This window comes from Paenibacillus sp. FSL R5-192 (genome assembly GCF_000517845.1).
GTDB lineage: Bacteria > Bacillota > Bacilli > Paenibacillales > Paenibacillaceae > Paenibacillus > Paenibacillus amylolyticus.
In genome coordinates this window covers 301,989-319,677 of record NZ_ASPR01000012.1, presented here as the reverse complement: position 1 = coordinate 319,677, position 17,689 = coordinate 301,989, and the positions used below count along the sequence as shown (strand labels likewise).

Below are 17,689 nucleotides of genomic sequence, written 5' to 3'. Positions count from 1 at the left end.
TATACTCTTTACCCGCAACCCGCTCTGTGCTTAAAGGTCTTTTCTTGCAAACAAGCGAATGGTAATGAGATAGGACAGCAAAAACAAACCTATAATGCCTACGGATACCAATGCCATTGTCGTTGTGGTAATCATACCGTTCTCGTTGGCCATACTCATGAGGTACGCAACGGGTTGCGCCAGTATAATCATGCAGACCATGAATATCGCATTGATGATACCAGCACCTTTTTTGCTAAGTCCGTAGAAAAGAGGCATGTATATGGAAACTAATACAAGCACCATGCCTACGGCAATGACAATATCCCTAAGTGAATAATTCGGCTTGTTCAGTTCAGGATAATTCAGGTTCACAAGCTGGTGAATCCCAAACGACGCGAGTACCCCGAATAACGTATAGATTATAGCAGAAAGGTACTTGGCTTTTACAATCTGTTTGCGGCTAACTGGGAGTGTGACCAGGAAATTATGATTATGGTTCTTGATATCAATCATGGTTGCCAGCATGACCGAACCAAAGGCTGTGTAGATGCCTACAAAATACATTGACATTTCACTCTTAGGTATAAAGGCGAGACTAAATACCACCAGGTATAACCCAATCGTCCACAGTGAACTTTTTAGTACAATGAAATCTTTACGAAGCAAGTTAAGCATATTTGCGTCCTCCCTTCGCCGTAAAATAAATGAGGTCTTCTAACGTAGGTCTTTGTAAAAGAGCTAACCTGCCAAATAACTGTTCGGCCTCTGCCTTATGATCCGACAATGCTTCAAAACCAACGGCTGTCTCGCGTATTCCGATGAAATGTTTCCGAATGTCGGAATCAAGCAGACCCATATCCCCTTTTACAATCGTATACCTTTCCAGCACATCATCTTTTGCCTCGTTAAACACCAGTTTCCCTTGATGAATAAACGTAATGTAGTCTGCAATACGTTCCAGATCCGTCGTAATATGCGTTGAGAAAATAATAGACCTTGTTTCGTCCTGTATCATATCTGCAAGCAGATCAAGCAGTTCCCGCCTAAACACAGGATCAAGCCCGGATGTCGGTTCATCCATAATCAGCAGATCCGCTTCATGCGACAAAGCTACGGCGAGAGAATACTTAATCTTCATGCCTTTAGACAGATCCTGGATTTTCTTTTTGGGGGACAGTTCGAACTGATCCAAGTAGTCATTGAACGCTTTATTATCCCATTTGGTGTAAAAAGGAGCGATCATTTGTGTCATCTCCCGGATCGTTAGATGCTCATAATAAAAGCATTCATCTGACACAATGCCAAGGCGTTGCTTGATATCAACTTCCTGATTTGGCATCTCACTGCCCAATGTCTTGAGGCTCCCCTTATCGGGCTGGATCAGACCCGTGATCATTTTGATCAAAGTACTCTTTCCCGCCCCATTCGGACCAATAAGTCCAGTGATATATCCTTTTTTCACATCAAGAGATACATTATCTACTTTAAATAAGGGATACGTTTTGGTTACATTACGTAATTCGATAGCGTTCATTATGCTTATTCCTCCTCAACCAACAATGTAAGATGATGGATTACATCCTGTGAACTCATGCCCAGTTCTCTGCTCTCACGAATCACTTCGAGCATCTTCTCTTCCAATTGTTTCATCCGCCGCTCTCGAATAAAGTCCTGATTGGCTCCGGATACAAAGCTCCCTTTGCCTACAACTGAATCGATCAGTTTCTCCTTCTCCAGCTCTTCATAGACACGTTTAGTTGTAATAACACTGACTTGCAGATCCTTGGCGAGCTGCCGAATGGAGGGAAGACTATCTCCAGCAACCAATTCTCCGCTCAAGATGCTCTGTCTGATCTGAGTTAGAATCTGCATGTAGATCGGATCGCTCGAAGCATTCGATATTAAAATGTTAATCTTTCCTCACCTCATTGATGTTATGTAGTTTTCGGTAGGTATAGTGTATATATATAATATATACACTATACCTACCGATGGTCAATATTTATTTCACATTATTCTCATTCTGATTCGATCCATAGACACGGGCTAGCTAATCTGGACGACAAAAAGAGGACGTCAGTTTCCTGTTCGTCCTCTTGATTAATCAAGCCCGTAAGGTCACATGACCTTACGGGCTACTGTTATGAGCTGGATATGACCTTATCCACCAATCCATATTCGACTGCTTCCGCAGCAGTCAGGAAATAGTCTCGATCCGAGTCCTTCTCAATTCGCTCAATTGACTGTCCTGTATGGTCGGCTAACAGCTTGTTAAGGCGCTGACGATGCTGAATGATGCGGTTAGCATGAATCAGCATATCGGATGCCTGCCCTCGCGTACCGCCATGGGGCTGATGGATCATGATCTCACTGTTGGGCAGCGCCATACGTTTACCTTTTGTTCCACCTACCAGCAATATCGTGCCAAAGCTTGCCGCCATCCCTGTACAGATCGTGGAGATATCCGGCTTCACAAATTGCATCGTGTCATAGATGGAAAATCCTGCGGTCACCGACCCACCAGGGCTGTTGATGTACATCTGAATGTCCTTTTCCGGGTCCTCTGCAGTCAAAAACAATAACTGGGCCACGATGGCATTTGCCATCTGATCCTCAATTTCTCCAGACACCATAATGATCCGATCTTTGAGCAAACGTGAATAAATATCATAACTCCGCTCTCCGCGAGCTGTCTGTTCCACTACATAGGGTACTACATTCATGTGTGTCGCCTCCTCGGTTTAGGCAACCATGTTGACCGTGTATCCTCCTCCATACGACATCGAGTTCATGCCAGAAGTGGAGTACCCGTACATCATTGGCTGCGTGGATGGAGACGGCAAAGTCTGCTGCAAAATCGTCCCCGCCACAGCCATCGGATCATCGGTCCGGTTCAGGCACAGATCAATGATTCGGGCTGTATCCCCATTACGAAATGCCAGCAGATAGCTGCGCAGTTCCTCCCGATTGTCCTCCACTGCGCCTTCCTCATACTGCAATTCAGCGTCCGATTGTTCCAACCTGTGCCTCACTTCAGCTATGGCAGAGCGTGCACGACTTAACGCTGCTTTCACAGCACCTTCTGTCGTATCCAGCATTTCCGCAGTCTCTGCCGCCCTATAACCCATTAATTCACGTAATACATATATCACTCGCTGCCACGGTGGTAGCTTAATTACAAGAAGTTGTACGGCAGACTCCAATTCCTCGAATTGCCTTTCCTCCTCCATTTCGTGTAGGAGCGGCTTCAAGCTATCCAGTTTATAAGCCAATCTCTCCCGCTGACGTAAGATATCAATCCAGCTGTTGCGAGCAATACGAATCAGATAAGCTTCCCAGTTTATATCTTTATTCATCCCGGAAGTTCCAACCACTCTCGACGACAACACTTTGAGACAGGTCTCCTGAACCAGATCCTCCGTGTCTGGAACTGATTTCGTCAGAGATAGACAATACGCATACAACGAACCCATCAGATCGGGTAGCACGGTATGGACGCTTGGGTTCAATTGATTTTTTCTGTCGTTGCCATTAGATTCAATATCGAATTTATCTTGTTTACCATCATCATGTGGTCTGTTGATTCTGCAATCCACGGACTTCACAAAGGCCATCTTGGGGGCCCCCCTTTGCTGGTTCCTGATTGATTTTGACTTACACTATGTAAACGAAGAACCCCTTGTAAAGGATACGCTCTTCTGAATTTATTTTTATTACGCTAGTTAAGTTGAGTTACGCATTCGTTTCCAGCTTTAATGTTCCAAGCGGCACCTTCATCCCGGTAAGGGCAATCGTAATACCTTGATCCAGATTATAATTCTGCCGTACATCGACGTCATGAGACATATGTGTAAAATAAGTATGACCCGGCTTCAGTTCCCACAGCAGCTCCTGCGCCTCACGCATATCGTACACGGAACGTGTTGAAAATTCCGCAAGCTCATGCACAAAGCTTGTTCCAAGCACCAGCATATCCAGTCCGTGCAATGGCTCTTTCTCGGCATCCTTCAGGTCAATAGCGTCTGAACAATACGCCCAGCTATACCCACCCTGATCCAATCGATAGGCGTAAGAATACCCGTTATGTCCATGGCATACTTTCCAGGAATGTACCTTCCAGCCGCCTAGTTCAATATCATCATCCGTTTCCAGAAAGTCCATATGACGACCCAACCAAGGAAACTGTCCCTGAATGGTGGCAATCACTTCACGTGGTGCATACAAACGTCCCTTTACCCCCAACCAGCGGCATGCATCCGCCCATTCTGGCAATCCTCCAATATGGTCAAAATGAGCATGAGTGATGAGCAGCGTATGCACCATACGTAATCCCTGATCCTCCATCTGTGATCTCCAGTCTGGTCCGCAGTCAATCATGAACTGTTCACCCTCACCATCCCCACCACCGTCAATCAGAACAGAAGAGCGTTTCCGTTTATTCTCTCCCGTAAGCCTTGCCTCTGTACATATTTCGCATTCACAATACACACGTGGAACGCCCATCGCATCGCCAGTGCCCAGAAATGTTAGCTGATTCAATCCGCATTCCCCCTGAATTAATGATATGTAGATTGTAATCGTCAACCTCTGTTTTTGCAAAAAAAAAGACCATCCCGCTGCAGTTCTCCACTGCAATTCGGGACAGTCTGTGGTCTGACCGTTCACCGTCAGACCTTCATCTCCATGCTTCGCTCCATTCGGGAGCGTACGCTTCGTCAGCATGTGGTGCAACCGTATAAGCGGGTCATCCGCATGAAGATCAGGCCTTACCTTTTACACAGGCCACGACTGATTAATTCGAGTCACACCCACCTATCGCTGGAATTATACCAGTGCTCGCAGCTTCAATGTCAGTTCCCGACCCGCAGGTACATCCTTCGAATCTGTAATGACCCAGTTCGATGCAAGCCGCTTCGCCAGCACCTCTGCCTGCTCCGGTTTCAACTGTAATCCGGTGATGATTCCTTCACCCACTGTGAAGTCTTTCTCGGGCTGTACCTTGAAGGCTTTCTCCAACCAGATTCCGAGTCCACCACGCGTGTTAAAGGTAATCCGGTAGCCGTCTTTCACTGCTGCCTCCAGATTTTCACCATGCTCATCCGCATACGAGAAAAATTCGTTATATCGGTATTCCTCTTCAGACACGGCGTCAAAAGCGGAAACGTCTTTCGCTTGAATAGCTTTTAAAATTTCTTCCTCAGGCATCCCCTTACCGCGGGCCTGCTCCAGTCGAATTGCTGTACTTTGGGATAATTTGATCTCTGCACTCATCCAACTCACACCTTCCTGCTAGTACTATGTAACAATCATGATTCAGTATACCTCTATTATAACCTTTTGGCAGTAAAAAACCTTCATCTCTACTTCCATTGAAATGAAGGTTTAGTATCCACATGCTCGGTTACCTATTCGATTACATCAGCAATACTCATAATCCAGCGAGCACCTGATACCACACGCCGCGTTTGGAGTACAACGTACTGCGTACCTCGTCCCATCCACCCAGATAGTTGATATCAAATAATCCTTCAGGCGTTGGGAATGTGGACTCGGTCTGAGCAAATACATCCGGATCTACTGAACGAAAACCATGCTTGGCAAAAATACGCTGCGCTTCTGGTGTACGCAGATATGCGACAAAGGCTTCTGCCAGTTCGCGATTTCCATGTTTATCGGCATATTTATTCACCACAACTGCCGGGTTCTCAATCAGGATCGTATTTTTTGGAATGACGATGTCATAATCTACACCTTTGGCGATCCGGGCAAGCAATTCATTTTCATACGTGACGATGACATCACCCACACCATATTCGAATGCCGCCATCGAAGAACGCCCACTCTTGTCCAATGATTCAACGTTACGATGTACCTGTTCGAGAAAAGCCTTGGCTGCGGCAGGATCTTTCTTCCCCTCTTGCTCCTCCGACAGTTTCAATCCGGCACCGTAGATGGCATTAATGTCCCATTGTGCGCCCCCGGATGTCTTTGGATTAGGGTAGAGCACCTTCACTCCCGGCTTGGTTAAATCCTGAAAATCATGAATTCCGAGCGGGTTGCCTGCTCTTGTACCCAGAACAACAATCGAACGGGTGATCATGCCCTCATTAGGGGTCTGTTTCCAATCGGAGCTAACCAGATCGGCTTTGACCAGCTTCTCGATATCACTCTCCATCGCGAGCAAGGCCACATCAGCCTCGAATCCACCAACGATGGCTCTTGCCTGTGTACCCGAAGCTTCATAGGATTCCTGGAAGTTAATTGTCTGTCCAGTCTTCGCCTTCCACTCCTCCTGGAACTTGGGCAGCAATTCGCCTACAGCATCTTTCGCTACACTATAGGCACCAATCACCAGCGTATTGGATGAATCGTTACCAGCGGACTCGTTCTGTTCGCTTGACTCCTCCTGCTTGCTGCATCCAGCGGTCATGCAGACGAGCAGAAGCATGAGGGCAACATATAAGAGTATGGCTTTTTTCTTCCTCGTCTGCATGGGCAGCCCCCTTCTTTCACTTGATCTAAATCATCACCGGCATCGGATCTTCCTTCAGTCGGTTCTCAACCACCCAACTGTTTGAGTCATTGAACAGGTATGCACGGTGTACAAGGACGCGAATCTGTTGACCAATCTCCAATGTCGTTTTCTCCAGGGAACGATAGGTAATTAATTTGTGCCCCTGTACGTCCACCTCTACCATCCATTCACTGCCGCGGAAATGAAGATGTTTGACTGTACCTTTTTCCGTTGCAGACAACATGGTAAACTCGTTTTTCAAGCCGATCTCAATATACTCCGGTCGAATAAGCGCTTTGGTATGTTCACCCTCGACGGCATGTTCGAACCCTTTCAACTGGGAGGCATCCTCCACAACCGTAGACTCCCCGATAAATGTAGCCACAAACGGTGTCTGCGGGTTTTTGTAGATATCCCAAGGTGTGCCCTTCTGTTCCAGACGACCTTGGCTGATAATCATAATTTCGTCCGCCACTTCAATCGCTTCATCCTGGTCATGCGTTACAAAAATCGAAGTGATTCCTACTCGCTCGATTAGCTCACGCAACCATGAACGCAGTTCCTGACGAATCTTGGCATCAATGGCCGCGAACGGTTCGTCCAGCAATAATAGCTGGGGCTCCGGGGCGAGTGCTCTGGCAAAAGCAACACGCTGACGCTGCCCACCAGACAACTGATGTGGATAGCGCTGTTCGAAACCTTTTAACCCGGTCAGTTCAACAAGTTCCATAACCCGATCACGAATCTGGGCTTTTGGTGTCTTCTTAACCTTGAGTCCAAAGGCGATATTCTCAAATACCGTCATATGTTTGAACAAGGCATAGTTCTGGAATACAAATCCGATGCCCCGCTCCTGTGGAGGCAGATGGTTCACCACTTTTCCATGAAAGCGAATCTCTCCAGAACCCGGATTCTCCAGACCCGCAAGCATCCGTAGAATGGACGTTTTCCCGCCTCCGCTGGGTCCAAGCAGACCGATCAGATGGCCTTTGGCAATATCGAATGAGACATCTTTTACCGCATGAAAATCACCGAAATGTTTGTTCAGATCACGGACTTCTACATGCATATCAATGCACTTCCTTTCGCTTCTTGGCCCATTCCATCATAAGCAGCAGCCCGACGGAGAAGGTGACCAGCACCAATGCCACACCATTTGCGGCAGCCACATTAAAATTCTCAACATCCTGGTACACCAGGGTTGTTGCGGTCTGCGTTTTGTTCATAATATTACCGGATACCACCAGCACTGCACCGAATTCCCCAAGCGAGCGCGCAACCGTCAAGACTAGACCATACACTACCGCCCAGCGGATCGAAGGCCATGTCACACTCCAGAACGTTCTCCAGCCGTAAGCGCCAAGTGTAGATGCGGCCTCCTCTTGCTGGGAACCGAGTTCCTGCAGGACAGGCATAACCTCTCTGACCATCAGTGGAAAGGTAACAAATAACGTTGCGATCACCATACCCGGGAAGGCATAGACCACATTGAATCCAATCCCTTCAAAAAAAGCACCCATAATGCTGTTAGGTCCCAACATCAACACAATCATCAAACCGCCAATGACAGGAGATACGGCATAAGGCAGGTCTACAATGCTGTTTAGCAGCCCTTTTATCCGTTCACTCAGCCATCCGGCACGAACCAGATAAAGAGCCATCATGATGCCAAACAATGTATTTAACAGGGTGACCACCAGAACCACCAGTCCGGTCATCATCAAGGCATGTAACGCCTCAGGACGCATTAACCCTTTCAGGAATCCACCTGCCCCGTCTTCAAATGCGCCAATAAAAATGCGTCCAAGCGGGATGATCAGCAGTACAATAAATACCACAAACGTCAGTCCGATTAACAGTCGTCTCATCGTCTTCTCCCCCGCATCTGCACCAGATTGATCAGCCAGAGGATCAGGAAGGAGAGCGTCAGGAGCAACACGGATACCGCAGCGGCTCCCGTTGGATTATCACTTTCAATCTCCCCGTAGATAAATACGGAAGCAGTCAGTGTTCTGCCCGGAATGTTACCAGCCACCAGCACAACAGCCCCGAATTCAGCCAGTCCTCTAGAGAAAGCCAACATCCCCCCACTGATCATGCCAGGTGCCATGGAAGGCAAAATAACCTGCATGAACGTGCGAGCCTTGGATGCCCCCATCGTGTACGAGGCCTCTTCCTCGGAAGGATCGATTTCTTCCAGCAAAGGCTGCACTGCACGGATAACAAACGGAAACGTGACAAAGGTCATCGCGATAACAATGGCGGGCTGGTGAAATACAATCTCAAATCCCATGGATTCTGCCAGTTTCCCGATGGCACTGACCGGACCCAAAAGTAGCATAATCATCAAGCCGCCCACCGCTGTTGGCAGTGCAAACGGGAGATCAACCAGACTATTGAGAAACGATCGGCCCACAAAGCGATACCTTGTCAACACCCAGGCGATCATCGTGCCCAAAACCACATTAATCAGCGTGGCAATGACGGCCAGCCGAATGGTCAGCAGTACGGCTTTCCACGCGATGGGGTCCATAATGCTCTGAACAAAGTTGCTCCATCCTTCAGAGAAGGAATTGACGTACACACCGATGATTGGAAGTACAATAAGTACGATAAAATATAACAATACGGTACTGCGGAATCCCCAAGTCCATCCCTTATGACGAAGAACGGTATTCATTGCTGCGTTCCCTCCCAGCCTCCGGCTTTAGCTCCGGTCGGCAGTCTTCCTGGCTTTAATACGACATTTTTCCTAAGTTGGATGATATTACTTTAATATTATTCCCATTAGTCTACTTGGTTTTGCTTTTCTGATACTTTACCAGTTTGCAGTGCTAATCGTCAATGCTTTTATTGAATATAATTGGGCCTCATATGAGAACGATTAATAAAAATCGTACTGTACACTGCGCGGCCAGAACAACCTTCCGATCACTGTTATCCCGAGATTTCTTTCATCCCCTTTTTTAAGGGGAAATCCGGTGATAAAGGCGAAGCTTATGCTTCCGAAGCAGCTTTCCTACAGAAAGCTTTTAGCTTCCGCTTCTTCAGGTTATTTCTGACCTCTCCGTTATTGTGCGATTCACATATCCGTCTTCATATGTGGTTTGTTTGGTATGTAGTGGTTAAGGTACAATCGAGGGTAAGAAATGAGATCCTAAGGAGTGATTTAACATGTTATACAAGAAGAATATATCCACTTCCACACGAGATGAAATGAAGGATATCACATGGGACGTAAAGCAGGTTGTCCAGAGTAGCGGGGTGCAGAATGGGACGGTGCTCATCTACTGTCCACATACGACGGCAGGTATTGCCATCAACGAAAATGCTGACCCGGATGTGAAACACGATGTATTGTTACGCCTTGACGAAGTGTACCCTTGGGAGCATCCCGAGTATCGACATGCCGAAGGTAATACAGCCTCTCACCTCAAATCGATCACAACAGGGCCGTCACAGACGGTAATTATTCACGAAGGCAGGCTGCTGCTTGGCCGCTGGCAAGGCATTTACTTTTGCGAATTCGATGGACCACGTGAGCGGGAGTATTTTCTCAAAATCATGGAAGGTTAGTTGGGTCCAATAGGCCTGCCACCAACTCGTTCATTTTTTGCAAACACAAACAGGCGGTCCACCCTCATTCCGGGTCGGAGCCGCCTGACTTGGTCTGCTGCGTTTACTAACTTTCGCGAGACAACGTTATAAAGAATTAAAGTTATGACAAATCACCGCCCTGAAGTGTAGGGGTGCAACAACAGCGCCATTATTGGTCGCCAGGCTGCTGACCCAGATTGCGGCACAGCACTTTGACATGAGACAGCGCAGACGATTCAATCTCCACAAACGTTAAACGGTCCTGAATGTAATAAGAAATGAATCCGTGCATAGCCAAAAATAGCGTACGCGGTACCCTTTGAATATCCTCTTCCGTACAGTTCGCTTCATTCATATACTGTCTTATAATCGATGCAAACAATTCGAAGCAACGTCCCTGTTCGGTACGACAATAAGACAACAGTTCTTCGTCCCTGATCATAAACATAATTTCGTATTGGTATGGATTCTCCAGACCAAAGCGAATAAACTCCATCATAATGTGCTCTACCTTGCTCACATCATCACGAACCGGCCTGACCATGGCTTGCAGCAGCAAATGCCCTAGATGATTAAAATCTTCAACCACGATGGCATAGAACAGCTCTGCCTTTTCCTTAAAGTGATAATACAGCGACCCATGACTATAGCCCAGATGCTGGCCGATGCTTCGCATCGAAATGGCGCGGTATCCTTTGGTAATAAAAAGGTGCCTCGCCGCCTCCAGTATCCGCTCCCTCGACAACTCCTGTTCGACTGCTCTTCTAGCCATATATTTTATTCCCCTTCAATAAAATAAAGCCGCTGTCCCTCCGTGATCCGGGATTGCCCTTGCGTCAAATCCGTGATCCAGGCTATAAAAGCCTCGGTTTCACTATCCGGCGGAAGACAAGTCAACGTAACCTTATCGGTGAATCCAGTTTCACCTGTACGGACTTCCCGGCTTCTTAACTCATTTTCCACTTTACCCAGCCACGTATAATCCAGTTCAACAAACACTTCACGATGTAGCACGTTGGTAATGGCTTCTCCGGCTTCAATGGCTGCTACAGCTCCATCCGTATAAGCACGAATTAACCCGCCAGCTCCAAGCATAATTCCCCCGAAGTATCGCGTAACCACAATTGCCACATTTTTTAATTTCTGATTTTTGATCACTTCAAGAATGGGTTTCCCTGCTGTTCCGCTGGGTTCACCGTCATCGGATTGCTTCTGGATCTCGTCCCGCTCCCCAATCATGTATGCAGAGCAGTTATGAGTTGCATTCCAATGTTTTTTCTTGATCTCATCGATGAAGGCAACAGCCTCTTCTTCTGTCGTGACCGGCATAATATGACCGATAAATCGCGACTTCTTGATTACAATTTCCAGATTGCCCGGTCCTCGAACCGTGCGATAACGTTCAATCATCCTAAATCCAACTTTCTGATCTTTTCCTGAGTCCATTTTACAAGAAAGCAGTTCACCGCGCGAACGCGGACGAACTGCCCTGGTTATCTACATCCGAGAACCCTGCCTCTTACACGAACAGTGATTCCCGGTTAGATTTACATTACCTTATTCAACTATATGAGCAGGCCGATGAATTATTCTGAAAGTCTCGCTTCGAGCGCTGCTTTCTCTTCTTCAAAGCCTGGTTTGCCCAGCAATGCGAACATATTTTTCTTGTAAGCTTCCACGCCTGGTTGGTCAAATGGATTGACGCCCAGCAGGTAGCCACTGATACCGCATGCTTTTTCAAAGAAGTATACCAGATATCCGAAAGAATATGGAGTCATATCTGGAATGTTCACAATCAGGTTTGGTACTTGACCATCCGTATGTGCAAGCAGTGTTCCTTGGAACGCTTTTTTGTTAACAAAGTCCATAGTTTTTCCTTCAAGGAAGTTCAAACCATCCAGATCGTCCGGATCGGATTTGATTGAGATATGCTCAGCAACTTCAGTAACCTGGATAACAGTTTCGAAGATATTCCGGCTACCTTCCTGGATGAATTGACCCATGGAGTGCAAGTCTGTAGAGAAATCAACGGATGCAGGATAGATCCCTTTGTAGTCTTTACCTTCACTCTCTCCAAACAGTTGTTTCCACCACTCGGATACGAAGTGCAGAGATGGCTCATAGTTTACAAGGATCTCAGTGCCTTTGCCTTTGCGATACAATGCGTTACGAACAGCAGCATATTGATATGCTTCATTCTCAGCTACGTTCGGGTTGCTGTATTCTTTGGATGCGTCAGCCGCACCTTGCATCATTTCTTCGATGCTGATACCAGCTGCTGCGATTGGCAGCAAACCTACAGCTGTCAGAACGGAGTAACGTCCACCTACATCATCCGGGATAATGAAAGATTCGTATCCTTCTGCATTTGCCAGTTCTTTCAATGCACCGCGCGCTTTGTCTGTTGTAGCATAGATGCGTTTGCGAGCTTCTTCTTTACCATATTTCTCTTCCAGTGCTGCACGGAAGATACGGAAAGCAATTGCTGGCTCTGTTGTTGTACCGGATTTGGAGATGACGTTAACGGAGAAATCTTTACCTTCAACCAGATCCAGCAAATGAGTTACATATGTGGAACTGATATTGTTTCCTGCAAAATAGATTTCAGGCGTTTTGCGTTTGTCTTTTGGCAAATTGTTATAGAAAGAGTGAGTCAGCATTTCGATCGCTGCACGTGCACCCAGGTATGATCCACCGATACCGATAACGATGAGTACTTCGGAGTCGCTTTGGATTTTGGCAGCCGCTTTTTGAATGCGAGCAAACTCTTCTTTGTCATAAGCCGTTGGCAGATCAATCCAGCCCAGATAATCGGAGCCTGTTCCTGTTCCGTTGTGAAGCTGCTCGTGAGCCAGACGAATCGGTTCTGCGAAATAATCCACTTCGTGCTGATTTACAAATTGCAATGCCGTGCTATAGTCAAATGTCACTTTTTTTGCCATGATCTCAAAAACCTCCTGATTTCGATTATAGTGCGTGTTCAAACTTTGTAATCAAAAGCGGACTTTTTGAACAACCTCTTATATTATGTCCGTATTCCATTCTAAACAACTTGCCTTAAGGATACTTCAAATCCACGGGGCTGACAAGCTTGCAGCTCGAACTTTGTCGTTAGAATTCAAGAAGCAAAAAGGGTAAACCGAATCCGCGGGTTGCGGTTCTGCTTACCCTTCTTATGTTATTCCGCCGGGTACGAGCAGACGTAGTCAGTAACGCTGCGTATCTCCAGTTTAAATTTGGATTCGGCAGGCACGTGGAACGTAGCTTGACCTTGAATCTCTTGCCACTCTTCTTCTCCGGGAAGCAATACTTTCAGATCTCCAGACAGAATCTCCATAATTTCACGGGAATCCGTACCGAACTCATAACTGCCTGGAAGCATGATGCCCAGAGTCACTTTGCTGCCATCCCCCAAAATAACCGTTCTGCTGGTTACCTGACCATCATAATAAATGTTGGCCTCTTTCACTACACTGACTTGATCGAATTGTGACATGCGTACCCGCTCCCCTGAAGTTAATGAAAACAAAAGGCAAAACAGATCAGGGCGATAACGAATCACCGCCCATCTCTGCGGAAATAACTTACTGCCATGGATCAGGACAGCATGATGCTCTCCCAACCATAACAGCGCTTATGAAGCTATTACAGCAATGCTTTTACGCGGCTAACCACGTTATCCACTGTAAAGCCGTATTCTTGGATAACACGGTCGCCAGGCGCGGAAGCACCAAATGTGCTGATTCCGAGAATGTCACCTTGATCGCCAACATATTTCTCCCAGCCCATTGGATAAGCCATTTCGATTGCAAGACGAGCTTTAACATCCGGAAGAAGAACGGACTCTTTATAAGCTTTGTCTTGTTTCTCGAACAGATCCCAGCTTGGCATGCTGATTACGCGAACTTGGATGCCTTGTTCTGCAAGTGCTGCTTGAGCTTTAACAGCCAATTGCACTTCAGAACCTGTAGCGATAATTTGTGCTACCGCTTTGCCATCTTTTGCATCAGAGACAACATAAGCACCACGTTTCACGTTCTCACGGGAGCCTTCTACTGTTCCTTCCAGAATCGGTAGGTTTTGACGAGTGAGTACGAGTGCAACCGGGTTGCTCTTGTTCTCAAGCGCGTAAGCCCAAGCAGCCGAAGTTTCATTACCATCAGCCGGACGAATAACCGTCAGGTTAGGAATGATACGCAGGGATGCCAATTGCTCGATCGGTTCGTGCGTAGGACCGTCTTCACCAACAGCGATACTGTCGTGAGTCAGAACATACGTTACAGGCAATCCCATCAGGGCAGCCAGACGAACAGCTGGACGCAGGTAATCGGTAAATACGAAGAACGTACCTCCGAATACTTTCACACCGCTGTGCAGTGCCATACCGTTCATTGCTCCAGCCATACCGAATTCACGGATACCGAAGTAGATGTTACGGCCGGAGTAATCTTCAGGTGTGAAGTTCTCCAGGTTGTTCAAGTGAGTCATTGTGGAGCTTTCCAAGTCAGCAGATCCACCTGTCAGTTGTGGCACGTTGTGCGCCAGACCGTTCAGAGCGTTACCGGATGCTACACGAGTGGAAAGAGCTTTGTCTGTTGCTGCATATTTAGGAAGATCACGGTCCCAACCTTCTGGAAGGTCGCCGTTAATCGCTGTTTCGAATTGAGCTGCCAGCTCAGGGAAAGCTTTTTTGTACTCGGCAAATTTCTCATCCCAAGCTTTGTTAGCAGAGATACCACGATCTTTCACTTGTGCAAAGTGATCGCGAACTTCAGCTGGTACGTGGAAGTTTTCTTCGTAAACCCATTTGTAATACTCTTTAGTCAATTTGGCTTCGTCTGCACCCAGTGGAGATCCGTGAGTACCGCCGTGGCCGCCTTTACCTTGTTTGTTCGGGCTACCATAACCAATAACCGTTTTAACTTCGATCAGTGTAGGACGCAGTGTATCTGCTTGACCTTCCTGAATTGCTTTTTCGATTGCAGGCAGATCGTTACCATCTTCAACGCGCAGCACTTGCCAGCCATAAGCTTCAAAACGCTTCGCGATGCTTTCGGAAGAAGACAGATCCAATTTACCATCCAACGTGATGTCATTGGAGTCGAACAACATGATCAGTTTGCCCAGGTGCAAACGTCCAGCCAGGGAAGCTGATTCATGAGATACGCCTTCCATCAAGTCGCCATCACCACAGATTGCGTAAGTGTAGTGGTCAACTACGTTGAATTTGTCTTTATTGTATGTTGCGCCCAGTTGAGCTTCAGCCATCGCCATACCTACAGCCATTGCAATACCTTGACCCAGTGGGCCGGTTGTTGCATCAACACCTGCAGTATGTCCGAATTCCGGGTGACCCGGAGTTTTGCTTCCCCATTGACGGAACTGTTTCAGTTCTTCCATTGGAAGATCATATCCGCTCAGGTGCAGCAAGCTGTACAGCAACATGGAGCCATGTCCTGCAGACAGGACAAAACGGTCCCGGTTAACCCAAGTTGGGTGGTCCGGGTTATGAGTCATCGTTTTTGCAAAAAGTTGGTACCCCATTGGAGCGGAGCCCATCGGCATACCCGGATGTCCGGAATTTGCCTTCTCAATTGCATCAATCGCCAAAGTACGTACGGTAGTAATCGACAGGTTGTCGATTGTAGTGTTCTCGTCCTTTTGAATCGCTTCGTTCTTGTCAGTCATGGTTTGTCCTCCTCATGTCTTTAGATAAGTCGGGTGCGCAAGCGAATCCCTCTCATCATACAAGCAAACCGAATTTCACAATAAGTGAATCCGCTTGAGTGTTTCATTTTGACTTATTCACTTTTGTATTGTATCACTTGGCGTGAAGCTTTTCCATAACCTTCTTTTAGAAGTTCGTGAAAAATTGGTGGTTTGTGATGAATAATCCTTGGCCTATCAAGCAAAAATCGCACTGTACAAGGTACTAAATTCCAAAAACAGACTTAAGGAGCCTCGCAAATCCATCGCATGAAGTATAACCTTTAACCTGAAAACCATGCATTTTTTAGATATTCATCCTCAATTCACATATAATGTTCCTTAATATGGATTACAAAATTCGGGCTGTGGTTTACTTTTTTCAGATGTACACGCGTCAATCATAGGAGGTCTCGATCATGCCAGATCCTGCTGCTCACCCATCAACATCGGCAAAACACTCATTACCCTGGATATCCGGTATTTTAACGGGAATTCTCTCGGGAGTTGTCCTGGGATTTTTCCTCAAAATGATTCAGGCCATCACAGGTGAAAAAGTATATACTCTGCTGCTGAATATTGATTTTGTGCCTGGTCTTCCGCCAACCTTACCCGAATTCATTGAATTTTCTCTGCATCTAATCGTGTCCGTTGTCATCGGTATCTTCTATCTGTGGTGGGTAAGGCATTCAGGCCGCCCTATGATCAAAGGAATTTTACTTGGTGCGGTCTCGTCCTTGCTCTATATCCCACTCTCTCAAATGTCATCACGTGTGCCAGACCTATACGATGTGTCCGCCATCCTCTACTGGATTGTTGGACATCTGCTGTTTGGTATTGTGCTTGGCTTGTGCGGAAAGTATATCAACACAACAAAAAAAGCGACTCCCGCTTCGTAAACGAATTGGGGTCGCTTTATTGTTAGTCTATTACGTGGTTCCGAATCAACCTTGCACAGTATTAAAGCGTGAGCTTAAAATACAACGGTTTTATTTTCGTGAACAAGCACGCGGTCTTCGACATGCCATTTCACGGCACGTGCGAGCACAACACGCTCAATGGTACGTCCAATACGCTTCAGCTCGGTTACATCGTCCCCGTGGCTTACACGCTGCACATCCTGTTCAATAATCGGGCCGCCATCCAGTTCTTCCGTAACATAGTGCGCTGTCGCACCGATTATTTTGACACCGCGGTTGTACGCCTGCGCATACGGTTTACCACCCACGAAGGCTGGCAGGAACGAATGGTGAATATTAATGATTCGATTGCGGTAATGCTCAATGAACATCGGAGAGATAATCTGCATGTAACGAGCCAGAATAATCACATCCACATCGTTGCCGATGACGTCCAGTTGGCGCTGTTCCGCTTCTTTTTTCGTATCTGCTGTAACTGGGATATGATGATATGGAATGCCAAATGATTCTACATAGTCCTTCATGTCCAGATGGTTGCTGACCACAAGCGCAATATCTGCATCCAGGTCGCCTGCCTGCCATTGCCACAACAATTCAACCAGACAGTGATCTTCTTTGGATACAAAGATAGCCAGTTTCTTCTTGCGGCTAACCGCAGATAACGTCCATTCCATTTGGAAACGGCTTGCCACTTCTGCAAAATCGGCTTCCAGTTTCGGCAAATTGACCAACAATTGCGGAAGATCAAACTCAATTCGCATAAAGAACATGCCGCCAGCAGGGTCCATTGTATACTGGTCCGACTGAACAATGTTTGCACCATGCTGGTGTAGGAAATGAGATACGGCAGCTACAATTCCTGGACCATCAGGACAGGAAATAAGCATGCGCGCACGATCGGCGCGGTTTTTAGAATCAGGGCGTACTTGTTTAGCGTGGATCTCCATCGGGTTATTCTTCCTCCTTCAAT

General features: G+C 46.8%; 19 protein-coding genes. 2 read left to right on the top strand and 17 right to left on the bottom strand.

Translation table 11 applies throughout. The annotated features are described in order from the left end of the window. Positions 1-30 precede the first annotated feature (30 nt). From C161_RS07430 to cysT, 11 genes are all read right to left on the bottom strand, one after another. A complete protein-coding gene (locus C161_RS07430) occupies positions 31-657 on the bottom strand; it encodes an ABC-2 transporter permease (RefSeq protein WP_036669114.1) in 627 nt (208 codons plus the stop codon). Beyond that, the gene (locus C161_RS07425) at positions 650-1,516 is read right to left on the bottom strand and encodes an ABC transporter ATP-binding protein (protein ID WP_036669112.1); all 867 of its coding nucleotides are present in this window, start codon (positions 1,514-1,516) and stop codon (positions 650-652) included. The genes C161_RS07430 and C161_RS07425 overlap by 8 nt, the downstream gene beginning before the upstream one ends. 5 nt (positions 1,517-1,521) lie before the next feature. Then, positions 1,522-1,896, bottom strand: coding sequence for a GntR family transcriptional regulator (locus C161_RS07420; protein WP_036610760.1), 375 nt, complete (start codon positions 1,894-1,896; stop codon positions 1,522-1,524). A 227-nt stretch (positions 1,897-2,123) separates the two neighbouring features. Continuing rightward, entirely contained in the window at positions 2,124-2,705 is a 582-nt protein-coding gene (clpP, locus tag C161_RS07415; RefSeq protein WP_017689971.1) for an ATP-dependent Clp endopeptidase proteolytic subunit ClpP, read from the bottom strand. Positions 2,706-2,723: 18 nt separating this feature from the next. Beyond that, the gene (locus tag C161_RS07410; protein ID WP_036669110.1) at positions 2,724-3,596 is read right to left on the bottom strand and encodes an RNA polymerase sigma factor; all 873 of its coding nucleotides are present in this window, start codon (positions 3,594-3,596) and stop codon (positions 2,724-2,726) included. 118 nt (positions 3,597-3,714) lie between these two features. Further along, positions 3,715-4,521 carry an MBL fold metallo-hydrolase gene (locus tag C161_RS07405; protein WP_036669245.1) on the bottom strand — a complete coding sequence of 269 codons (807 nt, stop codon included), beginning with the start codon at positions 4,519-4,521 and terminating at the stop codon, positions 3,715-3,717. A gap of 285 nt (positions 4,522-4,806) precedes the next feature. Then, entirely contained in the window at positions 4,807-5,253 is a 447-nt protein-coding gene (locus C161_RS07400; protein WP_036669108.1) for a hypothetical protein, read from the bottom strand. 157 nt (positions 5,254-5,410) lie between these two features. After that, entirely contained in the window at positions 5,411-6,475 is a 1,065-nt protein-coding gene (locus C161_RS07395) for a sulfate ABC transporter substrate-binding protein (protein WP_036669106.1), read from the bottom strand. 25 nt (positions 6,476-6,500) lie between these two features. Continuing rightward, positions 6,501-7,565: a sulfate/molybdate ABC transporter ATP-binding protein gene (locus C161_RS07390; RefSeq protein WP_036610770.1), complete on the bottom strand. Its 1,065-nt coding sequence runs from the start codon at positions 7,563-7,565 to the stop codon at positions 6,501-6,503. A gap of 1 nt (position 7,566) precedes the next feature. Next, a complete protein-coding gene (locus tag C161_RS07385; protein ID WP_036669105.1) occupies positions 7,567-8,364 on the bottom strand; it encodes a sulfate ABC transporter permease subunit in 798 nt (265 codons plus the stop codon). Further along, positions 8,361-9,176, bottom strand: a complete 816-nt coding sequence (gene cysT / locus C161_RS07380) for a sulfate ABC transporter permease subunit CysT (RefSeq protein ID WP_017689978.1) — start codon at positions 9,174-9,176, stop codon at positions 8,361-8,363. The genes C161_RS07385 and cysT overlap by 4 nt, the downstream gene beginning before the upstream one ends. A gap of 494 nt (positions 9,177-9,670) precedes the next feature. Here cysT and C161_RS07375 point away from each other — a divergent pair, with 494 nt between their 5' ends. Next, positions 9,671-10,072, top strand: coding sequence for a secondary thiamine-phosphate synthase enzyme YjbQ (locus C161_RS07375; protein ID WP_036669103.1), 402 nt, complete (start codon positions 9,671-9,673; stop codon positions 10,070-10,072). Between the two features lie 190 nt (positions 10,073-10,262). Here the strand turns inward: C161_RS07375 and C161_RS07370 are convergent, their stop codons facing one another. The 5 genes from C161_RS07370 to tkt all read right to left on the bottom strand — a co-directional run bounded on the left by C161_RS07370 (position 10,263) and on the right by tkt (position 15,781). Continuing rightward, complete coding sequence (locus tag C161_RS07370; RefSeq protein ID WP_036669101.1) at positions 10,263-10,865, bottom strand: TetR/AcrR family transcriptional regulator; 603 nt, start codon at positions 10,863-10,865, stop codon at positions 10,263-10,265. A gap of 5 nt (positions 10,866-10,870) precedes the next feature. After that, a complete protein-coding gene (locus C161_RS07365; protein ID WP_036669098.1) occupies positions 10,871-11,503 on the bottom strand; it encodes a YigZ family protein in 633 nt (210 codons plus the stop codon). A gap of 176 nt (positions 11,504-11,679) precedes the next feature. Further along, positions 11,680-13,035 carry a glucose-6-phosphate isomerase gene (locus tag C161_RS07360; protein ID WP_017689982.1) on the bottom strand — a complete coding sequence of 452 codons (1,356 nt, stop codon included), beginning with the start codon at positions 13,033-13,035 and terminating at the stop codon, positions 11,680-11,682. Between the two features lie 236 nt (positions 13,036-13,271). Further along, a complete protein-coding gene (gene ppnP / locus C161_RS07355) occupies positions 13,272-13,589 on the bottom strand; it encodes a pyrimidine/purine nucleoside phosphorylase (RefSeq protein WP_017689983.1) in 318 nt (105 codons plus the stop codon). A gap of 149 nt (positions 13,590-13,738) precedes the next feature. After that, the gene (gene tkt, locus C161_RS07350; RefSeq protein WP_036610788.1) at positions 13,739-15,781 is read right to left on the bottom strand and encodes a transketolase; all 2,043 of its coding nucleotides are present in this window, start codon (positions 15,779-15,781) and stop codon (positions 13,739-13,741) included. A 437-nt stretch (positions 15,782-16,218) separates the two neighbouring features. Here tkt and C161_RS07345 point away from each other — a divergent pair, with 437 nt between their 5' ends. Next, complete coding sequence (locus C161_RS07345; RefSeq protein WP_051449626.1) at positions 16,219-16,698, top strand: hypothetical protein; 480 nt, start codon at positions 16,219-16,221, stop codon at positions 16,696-16,698. Between the two features lie 74 nt (positions 16,699-16,772). Here the strand turns inward: C161_RS07345 and purU are convergent, their stop codons facing one another. Continuing rightward, positions 16,773-17,666, bottom strand: a complete 894-nt coding sequence (gene purU / locus C161_RS07340) for a formyltetrahydrofolate deformylase (RefSeq protein ID WP_017689986.1) — start codon at positions 17,664-17,666, stop codon at positions 16,773-16,775. Positions 17,667-17,689: the final 23 nt, after the last annotated feature.